General features: G+C 47.9%; 13 protein-coding genes. 6 read left to right on the plus strand and 7 right to left on the minus strand.

Annotation, left to right across the window (positions count from 1 at the left end; genetic code table 11):
- Positions 1-8 precede the first annotated feature (8 nt).
- Positions 9-2054: a hypothetical protein gene (locus GJU87_RS20070; protein WP_153641097.1), complete on the minus strand. Its 2046-nt coding sequence runs from the start codon at positions 2052-2054 to the stop codon at positions 9-11.
- Between the two features lie 87 nt (positions 2055-2141).
- Entirely contained in the window at positions 2142-2780 is a 639-nt protein-coding gene (locus GJU87_RS20075) for an RNA-binding domain-containing protein (protein ID WP_228492062.1), read from the minus strand.
- Positions 2781-4208: 1428 nt separating this feature from the next.
- On the opposite strand from GJU87_RS20075, the gene GJU87_RS20080 reads away from it, so the two are divergent.
- Genes GJU87_RS20080 through yjjX form a run of 3 tightly spaced genes read left to right on the plus strand, consistent with a single transcriptional unit; the run spans position 4209 to position 6820 of the window.
- Complete coding sequence (locus tag GJU87_RS20080) at positions 4209-4565, plus strand: helix-turn-helix transcriptional regulator (protein ID WP_153641099.1); 357 nt, start codon at positions 4209-4211, stop codon at positions 4563-4565.
- A 50-nt stretch (positions 4566-4615) separates the two neighbouring features.
- On the plus strand, positions 4616-6268 hold the full coding sequence (locus tag GJU87_RS20085; RefSeq protein ID WP_153641100.1) for a glycoside hydrolase family 9 protein: 1653 nt from the start codon (positions 4616-4618) through the stop codon (positions 6266-6268).
- A 12-nt stretch (positions 6269-6280) separates the two neighbouring features.
- Complete coding sequence (gene yjjX, locus GJU87_RS20090) at positions 6281-6820, plus strand: inosine/xanthosine triphosphatase (protein ID WP_153641101.1); 540 nt, start codon at positions 6281-6283, stop codon at positions 6818-6820.
- Positions 6821-6879: 59 nt separating this feature from the next.
- Here yjjX and GJU87_RS20095 read toward each other — a convergent pair whose 3' ends face one another.
- Both GJU87_RS20095 and miaB read right to left on the minus strand, forming a co-directional pair.
- Positions 6880-7227, minus strand: a complete 348-nt coding sequence (locus tag GJU87_RS20095) for a carboxymuconolactone decarboxylase family protein (protein WP_106541323.1) — start codon at positions 7225-7227, stop codon at positions 6880-6882.
- A gap of 6 nt (positions 7228-7233) precedes the next feature.
- Positions 7234-8583 carry a tRNA (N6-isopentenyl adenosine(37)-C2)-methylthiotransferase MiaB gene (gene miaB, locus GJU87_RS20100; protein ID WP_153641102.1) on the minus strand — a complete coding sequence of 450 codons (1350 nt, stop codon included), beginning with the start codon at positions 8581-8583 and terminating at the stop codon, positions 7234-7236.
- Between the two features lie 184 nt (positions 8584-8767).
- Between miaB and GJU87_RS20105 the strand changes: the two genes are divergently transcribed.
- The 3 genes from GJU87_RS20105 to GJU87_RS20115 all read left to right on the plus strand — a co-directional run bounded on the left by GJU87_RS20105 (position 8768) and on the right by GJU87_RS20115 (position 12002).
- The gene (locus tag GJU87_RS20105) at positions 8768-9517 is read left to right on the plus strand and encodes a YebC/PmpR family DNA-binding transcriptional regulator (RefSeq protein ID WP_153641103.1); all 750 of its coding nucleotides are present in this window, start codon (positions 8768-8770) and stop codon (positions 9515-9517) included.
- A gap of 81 nt (positions 9518-9598) precedes the next feature.
- The gene (locus GJU87_RS20110) at positions 9599-10081 is read left to right on the plus strand and encodes an SPOR domain-containing protein (protein WP_153641104.1); all 483 of its coding nucleotides are present in this window, start codon (positions 9599-9601) and stop codon (positions 10079-10081) included.
- A 19-nt stretch (positions 10082-10100) separates the two neighbouring features.
- Complete coding sequence (locus GJU87_RS20115) at positions 10101-12002, plus strand: amidophosphoribosyltransferase (protein ID WP_153641105.1); 1902 nt, start codon at positions 10101-10103, stop codon at positions 12000-12002.
- A gap of 71 nt (positions 12003-12073) precedes the next feature.
- Here GJU87_RS20115 and GJU87_RS20120 read toward each other — a convergent pair whose 3' ends face one another.
- The 3 genes from GJU87_RS20120 to GJU87_RS20130 form a co-directional block, all read right to left on the minus strand.
- On the minus strand, positions 12074-13651 hold the full coding sequence (locus tag GJU87_RS20120; RefSeq protein WP_153641106.1) for a M56 family metallopeptidase: 1578 nt from the start codon (positions 13649-13651) through the stop codon (positions 12074-12076).
- Positions 13651-14043, minus strand: a complete 393-nt coding sequence (locus GJU87_RS20125) for a BlaI/MecI/CopY family transcriptional regulator (RefSeq protein WP_106541328.1) — start codon at positions 14041-14043, stop codon at positions 13651-13653. Before GJU87_RS20125 ends, GJU87_RS20120 begins: the two co-directional genes overlap by 1 nt.
- Positions 14044-14250: 207 nt before the next feature.
- On the minus strand, positions 14251-15222 hold the full coding sequence (locus GJU87_RS20130) for a GNAT family N-acetyltransferase (protein WP_153641107.1): 972 nt from the start codon (positions 15220-15222) through the stop codon (positions 14251-14253).
- Positions 15223-15285 lie beyond the last annotated feature (63 nt).

Raw genomic sequence — 15285 nt, forward strand, 5'->3', positions numbered from 1 at the left:
TGAAAAAACTAGGGATTATCTCTCATTAATATTTTCAGGCCGCCGGTGCCGTTGGCCACAAAAATGTAGTTGTCAACAGCTCTTACGAAATTGGCCGAGCCATCGTAGTTGTAATTTCCGTATACTTTAAATGTATTTTGGTCGATGACGTATAAACCGCCTGCTCCATTGGCTACATATACCAGGCCATGGTCGATATCGACACCGTTGGTGTTGCCGCTTTGCGGGTTGAATATTTCCAGAGGAGTTCCGGAGGCGTCGTTTGTGTCGAAAACATACAATCCGGCTTCGCCTTCACAAACATAGGCGAGTCCGTTTTTCAGGCGGGCTACTGCCTTTCCGTCTTCCGGAATAATGCTTCCTACCGGGATGGTCCTGACCGGATTTAAGCCGTTATTCTCGTTAAATACCGACAGCAAGCCAACAGTACCACCCTGTAATCCGATAATGGTGTTTCCTTCACTGTCAAAATATTTGGCGGTTAAGGCATCCCGTTTACTGATGATCGAACCATTGTTGGCATCGGCGGAGATAAACTGACCTCCGGTATTTCCGGTTGCGATATAAAGCTTTCCGTTTTCAGCGAGGTGCACACAGTTGCCTGAAAAACTGGGCAGTGAATAAAATGTTGGTGCAGCATTGGGCAACTCACCATTTTTTAAATCGATAACGGAAAATGTAGCAGGAGTATCAGCTCCGGTCTTGTCCGGATTGGCTCCGCCTGTTACGTATAATTTGTTACCATCCACCTCAATGTCGTTAAAGTCGGCATCCTCGCTCCAGTACTGGCTGACAATGGCCGGAGTTGACGGATCGGTAATATCATACACTTCGATAAGGCCACCAAATTCTGCCCCGTGCAGGTGGTATGAAACGTATGCATAGTCTCCCTGAATATCCACGCTTGTCGCACTTAACGTGTTTCCCCTGCTATCGACAGGAGCATCGACGTTGGCAACCAGTGTAAAAGAATTTACCGGGTTGGCTCCGTACTGAGGCGTGCAGTCGGTAGCCGGGAAATAGGCCGACTTGAAGGTAACCAGAGAGCCCAGTAAATCGGGGTCGGAGCTGGTGATTTCATCGTCGTAACGGATGTCTATTTTCCCCGTAATCCGGGCGCCCCAGTTCGATTGAAACGAATTCCGGATAATGATACCCGCGTAATCGTCGTTGGTGCCTGAAATTTTCCCGTTAAGGGAAATGGTGCCAGCATCGGTAACTGAGTGGGAGCCCAGCATCAGAATACTGCCTCCGTTTATCGTTAACTGGTTATTGACTTTTAGGAAGCCGGTGGAATGGGTCAGTCCGTTCGCCTGCATCTTTGCCGTTTCGAAATGACACGCATTGTTGAGGTTAGCACCGCTGTTCAGATTGAATGTTCCGGCAGTAATAAATGTCCCGAAGTTGTCGATGACGCCGTTGTTGTTGAGGTCTGCCGAGAGTGTAATTTTACCGGTGTTGACCACATGGCCCGAACTATTGTTATTCATGGCATCGAACGATACAACACCGTGGTTCTCCAGAATGCCGTTCAGGTTGGCGTTCTTTTCGGCACTCCACTCGCCGTAGTTAACCAGTTTCACCCCAGAGTTGAGGGTTAAATATTTCGCTGAAAAAACACCGGTTGGATTAATGACCACGGTTCCTGTCCCACTGAGCGTCGAGCCGGCTAAGTTACCGACAACCACCAACATTCCGCCGTCATTTACCGTAATATTTCCTTCGTAGGTCAAGCCTTTGGGCAACAAAACTGTTTGCCCGGAATAAACAGTATACGTGGCCGTACTGGACTGGATAATTATTTTATCGAAGACAGTGTTGTAGATATCAACCGCTGACGTGTAGGTATAGTCTTCCGGCGATTCAGCTGATTTCAGTGAACTGCTTCCAGCCAGATCGATTCGTTCGTTGACATACGTAATCCGGTCGGCATTCTCTTTGGAGATTTTTTCTGCGTTTGCAGTAAACTCATTAGTTATTGTATTGTCTTTCGCACATCCGGCTAGCAGCAGCAAAAAGCTACTTGCTAAAGCCAAAATTTGATTCCTTCCCATTTTTCAACCCCCTTTTATTAGCTTTCCCTGATTCTCTTTCTGAAAAGGTGAACCAAGGGGCTTTTTTATTTAAACGAAGAGGGGATTTTATTTATTATTCCCGGAAAGAATAAAATTGTCCGTCAGATGGTAATGCACTCCATCTGTCGTTTGTTCAATCTCAATAACTCCGATGGTTATGAGGTTTATTAAGATTCTTTCTGTTTTCCATCGGGAGATAGACATGGAACGGGATAAACGACCCGGATTTATCTTTTGGTGATTGCTCAGATACTGCAGTATTTTCTTCTCTTCTTCGGTGTACCGGATGAAGACTCCCCGCGGCTTTTGTTTTTTCTTCCAAACTTCAAGCAGGATCCGGTTGGCGAGGATGTTTTGATCTTCGTGCCGGATGTAGGCCAACCATTTCTGGTTCTCGTCTTTAGCGTAGTGTGGTTTGTTAGGGCTTGGCGGAATGTCGATTTGTAAAACCGTTTTGCCGTCCGTGGTATGCCACTGTTGGGTTTCAAATTCAATCTCAGGCTTGCTATATAATTTGGCGGCTGCTTCAATCATATAAAACTCTTCCTCGGTCTGCACGCCGGCAATGTTTCCATTGTCTTTTACGCCGATAAGCAACCGGCCGCCATCGGTATTGGCGAAAGCAACCAGCGAGCGGGCTATCTTTCGCGAATCGTTGATACAAAACTTGAAATCCTGCTGCTGGTGTTCCCCCTCTCGTATCATCCTGAATAATTTCGTGTTCACCATGGCCGAATTTTTTTGGGTTGACGCAAGTTATTATTTTTCTCTTTAAACTCCTCGGCCGTTAATGATTTTGCGCCGCTGCATATTCGCGAGGCATCAATTCCAAAAACCAACTTATTATCCTACCGGGAAAAATGGAAATACCCGGATTGTGGTTCTTCCATTTTCCGCCCCTCTAAATCTCCCCATCCGGGGAGACTTTTGGACTGATGACAGATTCACTAGCGTAGCTTCATTGGGCGCCAGCGTCAAACTTTAAAGGTTTCCTTCGATGTTTCACTTAGGGGCTGCCGACCCTGTCCAGGCTGAAGGCCTGATATTCCGAAGCCGGGGGCACCGCCGGTGAGTGTTCGAAACAATGTTTTCTACTCATCCCAACCCTTCTCTAATCATAGAGAAGGACTCACGCCGCTGCGTATTCGTGAGGCATCAATTCCAAAAAACAACTTATTATCCTACCGGGGAAAATGGAAATACCCGGATTGTGGTTCTTCCATTTTCCGCCCCTCTAAATCTCCCCACCCGGGGAGACTTTTGGACCGATGACAGATTCACTAGCGTAGCTTCATTGGGCGCCAGCGTCAAACTTTAGAGGTTTCCTTCGATGTTTCACTTAGGGGCTGCCGACCCTGTCCAGGCTGAAGGCCTGAAATTCCGAAGCTGGGGGCACCGCCGGTGAGTGTTCGGTGCATGGTTATCTGCTCATCCCACCTCTTCTCTAATCATAGAGAAGGGCCAGGCCGCTGCGTATTCGTGAGGCATCAATTCCAAAAACAACCTGGTATCCCGTCGGGGAGAATGCAAATACAAACTTCGATGCTATCACCGGCCCCCGCCCATCTTTACTTGTAGAGAGGGGCAACTCGGACGCAGTCCGGATGGGGTGAGTAGATAAAAATCCAACCAACGGGTGTCGCTGTCAGGTGAGGGGAAACAGGCTGAAGGCCTGATATTCCAAAACTGGGGGCACCGCCCCCAGAGAAAGGTGCGCAACAATGAGGGAAGCCTGAAGGGCTTCCACTACATCTATCTGTATGGTGAGATATTGTTTGATATGAAACAAAAAATATTTGGTATCTAACTAATAATAGTATAATTACAAATAACTACCATACAAAATAAAATAAAACAACGACAATAATTATATTTAATGGAACAGAAGAAATTAAAATCAGGTAAGAATAAAATAAAATGATGTATAGATAAATTAAATTTTTGTTTTAATACAATACTATTCGGTGGGTATCTAACGCTGTGAAGTGGGTATCTAACGCTGTGTGATAGTTAACTAACGCTGTTTGGTTATTATCCTGTTCTTTGATAGAAAAATAAAATAATTTTGTGTAACTTTAAGTAGCCGATGGCTTTTGCGAAGCTTCGGAGAATATCACCACAAAATATTTGGTCATGAATAACGAATTGAAACTGCCTTTTCACATCGGGAATGCCATCCGGGAGCGGCTGGCGGAACGGCAACTTACGGTTCCGCAGTTTGCCCGCAGGCTGGGGGTTTCGGAGCAGATGGCTCATTACATCCTGAACTCGAAGGATGTTAAGATAGGCCGGTTGTGGCAACTATCGGAGGCGCTGGATTTTAATTTCTTTACCCTGATTGCCAAAGCACGGGCCATCGAAAAACCGGAACGGGAGGAGACCACCCTGTTAAAACAGGAGATGGAAGGGCTGAACCAGCAAATCCACGACCTGGAAATGAAAGTTGAAACCCTCCGGGAGAGTTTACGACTTGTCGGAGGAAGAGCCTGAATGTGACGCACCGTGACCACTTTTCCAAACCTTTTTACACGATCTGATTCATGAGAAAATTATTGACGATGCTGCTGCTGTGGCTCACTGCCTGCAGCGCCGGGCCATCGGGCGATGCGTACCCGGTCCGTCTCAACTCGGTGGGGTTCCTTCCGGCGAAAGCCAAAATAGCCACCATTATACAACCCTGCAGCCAGTTCGAAGTGAGGCGGTTGGCCGACGACTCCACGGTTTTCAGCGGAAAGGTTACAGGCCCGTTCCATCAGAAGGATGTGAACCAAAATGCCTGGCTGGCCGATTTCTCGGCTTTCGCCGATACCGGTTCTTACTACCTGGACGTGCCCGGCGTTGGAAGGTCGGTGGCCTTTCGCATCAGCGATGATGTATTCAGGTTTCCTTACAAAACAGTTATGCGGGCCTTTTATCTTTGGCGTTGTGGCACAGCCGTGGAAGGCGATTTCAACGGACAACATTACGCCCACGCTGCCTGTCACCTCGATGATGCTTACGGCGATTACACCGGACAGAAAGGCGTTATCCGTAACGGGACCGGTGGCTGGCACGATGCCGGCGATTATGGGAAATACACGGTGAACGCTGGTATCACGTTGGGCACATTGTTTCTGGCATGGGAACAGTTCAGGCCGGCACTGGAAAATGTGAAGCTGAATCTACCGGAGACAGCTCCGGGTTATCCCGGCTACCTGGAAGAGCTGAAATGGGAAACTGACTGGCTGCTGAAGATGCCATACCCGGATGGTTCGGGTAGGGTGTCACACAAGCTGACGCGCGTTAATTTTGCCGGCTTTATCATGCCAGAAGACGATAAGGGGAAACGCTATTTTACCGAATGGAGTTCGGCAGCGACCGCTGATTTTGCCGCGGTAATGGCCATGGCGGCCCGCAACTTTCAGCCGTACGATTCCGCGTATGCGGAAAAGTGTTTGGAGGCTGCGAAGAACAGTTATGAATTTCTGAAAGAACATCCGGAGATGAAACCGTTTGAGCAGGGCGATTTCAAGACGGGTGCCTACAAAGTGAAGAGCGATAAAAGCGAACGGCTGTGGGCTGCGGCCGAGTTGTGGGAAACAACGGGCGAGCCGGCTTATCTCGCGGACTTCGAATCGGCGGTGCCGGACATTCATCCGCCGCTCATCGACAGCGACTGGGACTGGGGCAATGTGAAAAACCTGGCCCTGTTTACCTATGTGCTTTCCGGCAGGAACGGAAAGAACGCGGACCTGCTGACCCGTGTTCAAAAAGCCATTCTGGCGAATGCCGATACCCTGGTGGCAAAAGGACGAAAGGATGTTTACGGCCGGCCACTGGCAGGGCGCTATTACTGGGGGTGTAACGGAACGGTGGCGCGGCAGGCTGTTAATCTGCAGGTGGCCAACGCCATTTCGCCCAACCGGGCCTATACCAACGCAGTGGTCTCCATTGCCGACCATCTGCTGGGACGGAATGTATATGACCGTTCGTACGTAACCGGCATCGGGTTTCGTCCGCCGATGCATCCGCACGACCGGCGCAGCGCTGCCGACGGGATTGAAGACCCCTGGCCGGGTTACCTCGTGGGCGGCGGACGCACGGCCACCAATTGGCAGGATAAACAGCCGGATTATACCACCAACGAAATTGCCATCAACTGGCAGGCTGCGCTGGTATATGCTTTGGCCGGCCTGATAGAAGAAGAGAATTAGAAATTACGAGAGATGAAAAAACATATTGTAGTGGCCTCGCACAACCCGGTAAAGATTGAGGCGGTGAAGCGGGGCTTTGAAAGGCTCTTCCCGGACACGGAAATTAAAATAGAAGGTGTGAGCGTTGAGTCTGGGGTTCCCGACCAACCCATGAGCGATGAAGAAACCCGGGCCGGGGCGCATAACCGGGCCGCCAATGCGCGGGAAAAGGTTCCGGATGCCGATTTCTGGTTTGGCGTAGAGGGCGGCATCGAACGACACAACGGCGGGATGCAGTCGTTTGCCTGGATTGCAGCCTGCGCTGACGGGCAGTTTGGCGAATCGCGTACCACTACTTTTCAGCTTCCGCCGGAAGTGGTGAAACTGGTGGAAGAAGGACTGGAGCTGGGCGATGCCGACGATCAGGTGTTTGGGAAAACCAATTCGAAACAGGAGAATGGAGCCGTTGGATTGCTCACCCGCAACGCCATCACGCGGACGTTGCTTTACGAACAGGCGGTTTGCCTGGCGCTGATTCCGTTTGTCAGGCCGGAGCTTTTCCCCGGAGAATGAGATAAAAGAAAAGGGCCTTCCGTAACGAAGACCCTTTTTTATTTGTTTGGGTTGTTGATTTATTCTGCATTCTGCAACTCTTCCCAGTACTCCACGGCACGGCGGGTGTGGGGAATTACAATGGTTCCGCCCACCAGGTTGGCTACCGAAAACACTTCGAAGAGTTCTTCGGTGGTAACACCTTGCTCGTGACATTTCTCGAGGTGGTATTTCACGCAATCGTCGCAACGCAGCACCATGGAACTCACCAACCCCAGCATCTCCTTGGTTTTGGTCGATAAGGCACCTTCCATATAGGTATTGGTGTCGAGGTTGTAGATGCGCTTCATCACCTTGTTATCGGCGGAAAGAATTTTCTCATTCATCCGGGCACGATAATCCCGGAATTCATCTATCATTTTGCTCATTTCAGTTTATTCGGTGGGTTGTCCTATTTTTTCGGTTACCTCGCCAATCAGCGTGGTCTGCGTACTTTCGTTCACTTTTACCCGAACATAATCCCCAAATTTCAAATCACCTTTCGGGAAAACAACCATCTTGTTCTGCGAGCTGCGTCCGAAGTATTGCTCGTCGCTCTTCTTCGAAACACCTTCTACCAGCACTTCCACTACTTTGCCAATGTCCTGGCGGTTATTCTCCTGCGAAATCCGGCTTTGCAAGGCGATTACTTCGTTCAGTCTACGCGATTTCACCTCGTCCGGCACATCGTCTTCGTAATGTTCGTGCGCATAGGTTCCGGGACGAACCGAATACTTGAACATGAAGGCCGAGTCGAAGCGAACTTCCTCCATCAGCGAAAGGGTCTCTTTGTGATCTTCTTCGGTTTCGCCGCAGAAGCCGGTAATCACGTCGGTCGACAAGCCGCAGTTCGGGATAATCTCGTTGATGGCTTTGATGCGGTCGAGGTACCATTCGCGGGTATATTTCCGGTTCATTTTGTCGAGCACCGTCGAGCTTCCCGATTGGAACGGCAGGTGGATGAACTTGCAAATATTCGGATATTTGGCAATCACCTCCAGCAACTTGTTCGACATATCTTTCGGATGCGAAGTGGTAAAACGTACCCGGACTGTCGGGTCAATCTGTGCTACCATTTCCATCAAATCGGCAAACTTCACCGGACGGGTTCCGGGAGCACGGAAGCGGTACGAGTCCACATTCTGGCCCAGCAGGGTAACTTCTTTGTAGCCTTTGCTGATGAGGTCCTGTACTTCGCTGAGAATATCTTTCGGGTCGCGACTTCTTTCCCGGCCACGGGTATACGGCACAATACAGAACGTGCAGAAGTTGTTGCAACCACGGGTAATGGATACAAAACCGGAAATTTTATTGTTCCCGATACGTTTCGGGATGATGGAATCGTATGTTTCGTTCGTGGTTAAATCCACGTTGATGGCTTCCTCGCCGCGCTTTACTTTGTCGAACAGGTAGGGAAGATCGCGGTAAGCATCGGGTCCTGCTACCAGGTCGATTTTCTTCTTTTCGAGCAACTGGTCGCCAATCCGTTCGGCCATACAGCCAATCAGACCAACCACTTTTTCAGGTGCTTTCTTTTTATGACTCTGAAACAAATCCAACCGGGCGTGTATGCGCTGCTCGGCGTTGTCGCGAATAGAACAGGTATTAATTAATATGGCATCGGCATCCTGATGATCTTCGGTCAGGTCATATCCCTTCTCTCCCAATACGGCTGCCACCACTTCGCTGTCTGCCACATTCATCTGGCAACCGTACGTCTCGATATATAATTTCTTGTTCGCCATTACGGTAAAATCAATTGAGAAAATTAGTTGGGCAAATTTACATTCATATTTTGAATTTGGACAATAAGGTGCTGTCTAAATAAGACTTAATTGTCCTTTCCTGAAGGATTTTCTGTAAAAAATGGGATTTTCTTATCTTTACAGCCCCGACGATTCCAAAATAGTCAACCCAAAAAAACGAATTATGTCAGGACACAGTAAATGGTCGACGATTAAACGAAAAAAGGGCGCACTGGACGCGAAACGCGGAAAAATATTTACCCGCCTTATCAAGGAAATTTCAATAGCCGTGAAGGAGGGCGGACCCGATCCGGATGGAAATCCCCGTTTACGCCTGGCCATTCAGAATGCCAAGGGCGAGAACATGCCGAAGGACAATATTGAAAGAGCCATTAAAAAAGCTGCCGGCGCCGATAGCGAAAGCTACATGGAGGTAACCTTCGAAGGCTATGCCACTCACGGAATTGCTGTTTTTGTGGAATGTTTGACCGATAATAATAACCGTTCGGTTTCCAGTGTACGTTCCATCTTTAATAAATACGGGGGCAACCTGGGAACCAATGGCTCGCTGAGTTTCCTATTCGACCGGAAGGGAATTTTCCGTATTGCTGCCGATAATATCAACCTCGAGGAGGTCGAACTCGATTTGATTGACGCGGGTGTTGAGGATATTGAAGAAGAGGACGGCTTTATAAATCTGACATCTGCCATGGAAGATTTCGGTAGCCTGAATAAAAAACTGGAAGATTTGAACATCGAGGTAGCGAGTGCGGATTTGCAGCGAATACCCAACGATACCAAGGAGTTGGATGTGGATTCGGCCCAGAAGGTCCTGAAATTAATCGAGGCGCTGGAAGATGATGATGACGTTCAGAACGTTTACCACAACCTCGAAATGACTGATGAATTGCAGGAAGCGCTTGAATCAGAATAATATTTAAAGATTTGACAATGGCCGGAATTTCCCGGCCATTTCTTTTTCCGTTATATTTGCATCCCTAAAGAAAAACAGTTCATGAAGAGGATACTTTCAACTTTCGTTGTCCTTTTACTCTTTTTGGGTAGTGTGTTGGCGCAGAAGCCGGCGCCGGTCAACGGATACGGTCAGCTTTCGGCGAACGATACGACCCGGATTTGGACAGGACTCGATGTTCATCAGAACCCGAAAACGAAAGAACTGCTTGAGCGGAAAATACAGCTCAATAAGAATGATCAAACCACGCCGGGGTACAGGGTGCAGATTTATTTTGGTTCCGGAAGCTCAGCGCGACTGCGGGCCATGAAGGTGAAAACCGACTTTCTTTCCTCGTACCCGGATGTAAAAGCCTATATCATATACCAATCGCCCGATTTTAAAGTTAGGGTTGGTGATTTTCGCACGCGGAGCGATGCACTTCGGTTGCAAAAACAGATTGCCCGGGATTATCCCAACGCTTTTATTGTACCCGACAATATTCAATTTCCCGACCTTAACAGCAATTCAACATCAGAACGATAAAAAAGCAGATTAAGCTGAGATGAGCGAGCTAATAAAACATGAGTGTGGTATAGCGATGATAAGGCTTCGCAAACCGCTTGAGTATTACAAAGTAAAATACGGAACCTGGCAGTACGGTTTGAACAAGCTTTACCTGTTGATGGAAAAACAACACAACAGGGGACAGGACGGAGCCGGAGTCGTTAGTGTGAAGATTGACATGGCCGCCGGGCAGGATTACATTCATCGTCACCGTTCGGTGGATGCCAATCCGATTAAAGATGTGTTCGACAATGTATTCGGCGAATTCAACCACGCCAAACGCACTTACCCGAAAACATATCATGATCCGGCCTGGGCCAAAAACAACCTGCCCTTTGTCAGCGAGCTTTACCTGGGGCACTTGCGGTATGGTACGTTCGGTCGAAACAGTGTGGAATTTACCCACCCTGTGATGCGGCAAAATAACTGGCGTTCGCGGAACCTGGTGCTGGCCGGTAACTTCAACCTGACCAACGTCGATGAGTTGTTCGATCTGCTGGTCGATTTGGGGCAGCATCCGAAAGCATATACCGATACGGTGACTGTCCTGGAGAAAGTGGGACATTTCCTGGATGAGGAGAATGAACTGCTTTTCCGCAAGTATAAAAACGAAGGTCACTCCAATAAAGAAATTTCGCCGCTCATCGAACGCAACCTCGATTTGAGACAAACATTGGAACGCTCCAGTCGCGACTGGGACGGAGGATACGCCATTGGTGGAATCATCGGTCACGGCGATGCCTTTGTGCTGCGCGACCCGTGGGGAATCCGGCCGGCGTATTACTATGCCGATGACGAAATTGTGGTGGTAGCTTCTGAGCGTCCGGTGATTCAAACCGTGATGAACGTCTCCTGGAAAAGTGTTCAGGAAGTGAAGCCCGGATCTGCATTAATTGTGAAGAAGGACGGAACCTTGTCCGAAGAGATGGTCCGTGTTCCGCAGGAGCGGAAATCGTGTTCTTTCGAGCGGATTTACTTTTCCCGTGGTTCCGATCGTGATATCTACCTCGAACGAAAAAAGCTGGGGCACTTGTTGGCACCAACCATTATGGATGCTGTGGATGGCGACCTGGAGAATACAGTCTTCTCGTATATCCCCAACACGGCTGAAACCGCCTTTTCGGGAATGATGGAGGGCATCCGCGACCTGCTGTTGGAATGGAAAAAGGAGAAAATTCACGCGCTTGGCGAGAACATGACGGAAGAAGCCATTGCTGAAATTATCTCGGTTGAGCCTCGTATTGAAAAGATTGCCATCAAGGACGTGAAGATGAGAACGTTCATCACGGATGATTCCAGCCGGGATGATTTGGTAGGTCACGTGTACGACGTTACTTATGGCGTTGTTAAGAATGAGAAGGATACACTGGTAGTCATCGACGACTCCATCGTTCGGGGGACGACACTCAAGCGAAGTATCCTGCGTATTCTCGACCGGTTGCATCCGAAACGGATTGTCATCATCTCGTCGGCACCGCAGATTCGGTATCCCGATTGTTACGGAATCGACATGGCGGAGCTTGGCAAGTTTATCGCTTTTGAAGCGGCCATTACGTTGCTGAAGGAAACTGGCAGAGGACACGTGATTGATGAGACCTACAAGAAATGTAAAGAGCAGCAACACTTGCCGAAGGAAGAGATTGTCAACTACGTGAAGGAAATTTATCGTCCCTTTACCGACCAGGAGATTTCGGATAAAATCGCCCAGTTGTTGAAGCCGGTGGATTGCAATGCGGAAGTGGACATCGTTTACCAGACGGTAGATAATCTCCACAAGGCGTGCCCGAACGATTTGGGAGACTGGTATTTCACCGGCGATTATCCAACACCCGGTGGAAACAAAGTAGTGAATACCTCATTCATTAATTATATCGAAGGAATCAAAGGCCGGGCCTATTAAGCCGGACCTTGCTAAAATATGAAAGAAGGATGTCGTTTCGACATCCTTCTTTTTTGTATAAGTAATTATCATTAAAACTCGATGGGTACGACAAAGCTAACCCGAACTGGTTTGCCCCGTTGTTTTCCCGGGCTCCATTTCTCCATCCCCTTGACGATTTCGATAGCTTTTTCGTCAAGATATTTTGAACCACTGGCTTTGGTAATTTTTACCTGCCCTACCGAACCATCCGGTTGAACGACAAAATTAACGTAGACCTTGCCTTTTAGCGTTTTTCCTTCAGCCTTTGCTTTCTGAACTATTTCCTTCTTTTTGTCATCGATATATCTCGCCAATGCTGGCTGTCCTCCCGGATATTGCGGCATATCTTCGACGATGACGAAAACCGGGCCATCTTTTTCGGCCTTGCTCTCAGCTTTCTTTGCCTCTACCGGTGGCGGAGGTGGAGCAGGCGTTTCTTTTTTGGCCGGTGAAAGTTTCGTACTGATTCCAATAACCGTTTTCTCCATCCGGAATTTCAGGTTATCTTTTTTCGGTGAGACTTTTTTGACAATTGTTTTGTAACCCACAAAAGAAATAGCCAACTCACATCCATTTTCCGGAATTTCAAGCGAAAATTCTCCCTTCATATTTGCTACAGTACCTTGGCTGGTATTACGGATTACCACCGATGCTCCTGGCATTGGTTCGCCTTTTTCATCAACAACTGTTCCATGAATTGTTTTGGTTGCCTCCGATTGGACTGTATTGGTTGCAGGCGCAGCTTTTTCATATTGAGGTTCGGCGAATGCCACCAGCATAAAAGCCAGAACGGGAATCCCCCAAGCCATATGGAACAGCCTCTTTTTCGATGTTTTTTGTCTTTTCATCATGTTTAAACGGGTTGGGCCAAGGGCAAAATTCAGATTGTTGGTGATTCCAATGACCTGCATGCCCATTAGCTGATTAACTAATAATGCCTGGTACCTGACGGGTGAGTGGCCCCGGGATATCACACCTTGATCGGCCAGGTACTCGTGATTTTGTTTAATAGCCAGTTCAAATAACCAAATGAATGGATTGAACCAGAAAACGACTGTCAACAGTTCTATGATAAGCAGGTCGACCCAGTGACGCTCGCGAATGTGCACTTGTTCGTGAGAAAGAATTTCACTGATTTCTTCCTGTTTCAGGTATTTCGGATTGATTAATATATGGTTGAAGAACGAAAATGGAAGGGCGTATTTGTCATTTTCATGAATGTAATAGCCATCCCGTATTTTCGGTTCTGAAGAGTAGATAACCCGAAGCGGTCTCCATGTTTGAATGAGTAGTCGCAACGCGAAAAGAGCAGTACCGGTCAGGTAGGCGTAAAGTAAAACCGTCGACCAGGTGACTCCGTTGTTTTCAGGAGTATGCTTGCTTCCGGAAATGATCTGGTGGCTAAGAATACCCGATAAATTGGACAGGGGAGTGCTCGCAGATGGTGTGAGTGTTACCGTGTAGTGAAAGGGAAAAGCAGCAACCATCAGTGCCAGCAATACCGAAAGCACCAAGTAGATCCGGTTGGCCGTGAAATGCGTTGATTGCCGTAGTAACAGCCAGTATACAACGAAGAAGAGACTGAGGCCAACAGAGGCATGAAATAAAAAGTCGAACCAGTTTTCCATTACGAATCGGTGTTAGATTGATCTTTCCTGAGTTCCTCTTCGGCCTGTTTCATGATCGATTCCAGATCCTGAATATCCAGTTGGTTCTCGCGGGCGAAAAATGTAGCCATCTTCGGAAACGAACCGTTGAAATAGTTTTTCAGCAGCGACGTAAATTGGAATTTGGTGTATTCGGCTTTGTTAACCAGCGGAAAGAATAAATTGGTATTCCCGATTTTTCGTTTTTCCACAAATCCCTTTTTCTCCAAAACAGTTAGTACTGTGGCCACCGTTGTGTACGCGGGTTTGGGTTCGTCGAATTGCTCAACCACATCCTTTACCACTACTTCCTTTAGTCGCCATACAATCTGCATCACTTGCTCTTCGGCATTTGTCAGCTGTTTTATTTCCATGAGGATACACGTTTACTTCAAAGTCTACTACAAACATAGTAGATGTGTTTGTTAATTCCTACTATTTTCTTAGAAATTCTACTAAGAAAATAGTAGATACAAATACGGAATGCTATAGTTTCCTTTCTGTTAGGGGTTTGATGGCAAAAAGAAAAGCCTCCTGAAATTTCAGAAGGCTTTATTGTGTATTCGTTGATTCTGTTTCTTTTACTGGAATCTTACTTTCGGATCTTCTCCCTTTTCAACCAGCTCTTCGAGGTAAGTTGAAACGTGCCGGTCGATTTTGGCGTCGTACATCTCGTCAATGTTGATCATGATGCCGGTCTCTTCCACGTCACCAAAATGGTCGTTGACAACTGTACCGAATGTCCTCATCGATGGAGAAAGATTCATGTAAGCATTGATGAGCGGCGGAATATTTTCGCCGTAATTACGCACCTCCTGTGAAAGGATTTTATACGCTTCCTGATATTCTTTTCCTTCGAACAACGCATTCAGTGCTTCGATATTCCGATGGGTCGGCATCGGTTTTTTAGGCCGTACCAGTTCATCCGGGTCGGCGAAATAGGTCTCGAAGAAGTGAAGTATCAGGTTGCGCGCTTCCGTGTTGAAGTGCGTGTACATCGTTACTTTTCCGAAAAAGTACTTGATTTCCGGATGGTCTACCGTCAGGGCGCCAAGTCCGTCCCACAGGTTATCGAGCGCAAACAAACCTTTGGCCCCTGCTTTGCTCGACTGGTAATCGGGTTGCACAAATGAGCGGCCCAGTTCAATTACATGGGGCAGGTACTCGTCGATAAACTTCTCGGAAAACCGAAAGAGACGTGCTGTTGCCAGCTGTACTTCTCCGTTTTCGTCACGTGGTAAGCCGGAGCAATGAATGTAGCGGTAGCCTCCCAGGATCTCTTTTCTGGCGGGATCCCAGACAATGAGTTGCTTGTAGGGATTATTTTCACAGGTGTCGTAATCGTCAAGATCAATCTCTTTGCCGGTTCCGCCCCCTGCTTTTCTGAAAGAAAGCTCCCTCAGTCGACCTATCTCCTTCATCGTGTTCGGAGCCTCGTGATAGGTGAATATGTAAATCTCGTTCCCGGCTTTGTTCGTCTTGCGTTGGAATTTATCCTCGGTAAGTTCCGACTCAATTAGCTCCCGTGGAACGGGAGGAATGATTTCCTTCATGTTTCGAACATTTGATTTAAGGTTTCAAAAATAAGAAATAATAGACAGGATATGTGTAAAGTA

Source organism: Prolixibacter sp. NT017 (assembly GCF_009617875.1).
GTDB lineage: Bacteria > Bacteroidota > Bacteroidia > Bacteroidales > Prolixibacteraceae > Prolixibacter.

Coding starts and splice junctions, on each gene's coding strand:
- yjjX (WP_153641101.1), top strand. CDS start 6,281: ATGAAAAAACATATTGTAGTGGCCTCGCACAACCCGGTAAAGATTGAG.
- GJU87_RS20070 (WP_153641097.1), bottom strand. CDS start 2,054: ATGGGAAGGAATCAAATTTTGGCTTTAGCAAGTAGCTTTTTGCTGCTG.
- GJU87_RS20105 (WP_153641103.1), top strand. CDS start 8,768: ATGTCAGGACACAGTAAATGGTCGACGATTAAACGAAAAAAGGGCGCA.
- GJU87_RS20120 (WP_153641106.1), bottom strand. CDS start 13,651: ATGGAAAACTGGTTCGACTTTTTATTTCATGCCTCTGTTGGCCTCAGT.
- GJU87_RS20110 (WP_153641104.1), top strand. CDS start 9,599: ATGAAGAGGATACTTTCAACTTTCGTTGTCCTTTTACTCTTTTTGGGT.
- GJU87_RS20095 (WP_106541323.1), bottom strand. CDS start 7,227: ATGAGCAAAATGATAGATGAATTCCGGGATTATCGTGCCCGGATGAAT.
- GJU87_RS20130 (WP_153641107.1), bottom strand. CDS start 15,222: ATGAAGGAAATCATTCCTCCCGTTCCACGGGAGCTAATTGAGTCGGAA.
- GJU87_RS20115 (WP_153641105.1), top strand. CDS start 10,101: ATGAGCGAGCTAATAAAACATGAGTGTGGTATAGCGATGATAAGGCTT.
- GJU87_RS20080 (WP_153641099.1), top strand. CDS start 4,209: ATGAATAACGAATTGAAACTGCCTTTTCACATCGGGAATGCCATCCGG.
- GJU87_RS20085 (WP_153641100.1), top strand. CDS start 4,616: ATGAGAAAATTATTGACGATGCTGCTGCTGTGGCTCACTGCCTGCAGC.
- miaB (WP_153641102.1), bottom strand. CDS start 8,583: ATGGCGAACAAGAAATTATATATCGAGACGTACGGTTGCCAGATGAAT.
- GJU87_RS20125 (WP_106541328.1), bottom strand. CDS start 14,043: ATGGAAATAAAACAGCTGACAAATGCCGAAGAGCAAGTGATGCAGATT.
- GJU87_RS20075 (WP_228492062.1), bottom strand. CDS start 2,780: ATGATACGAGAGGGGGAACACCAGCAGCAGGATTTCAAGTTTTGTATC.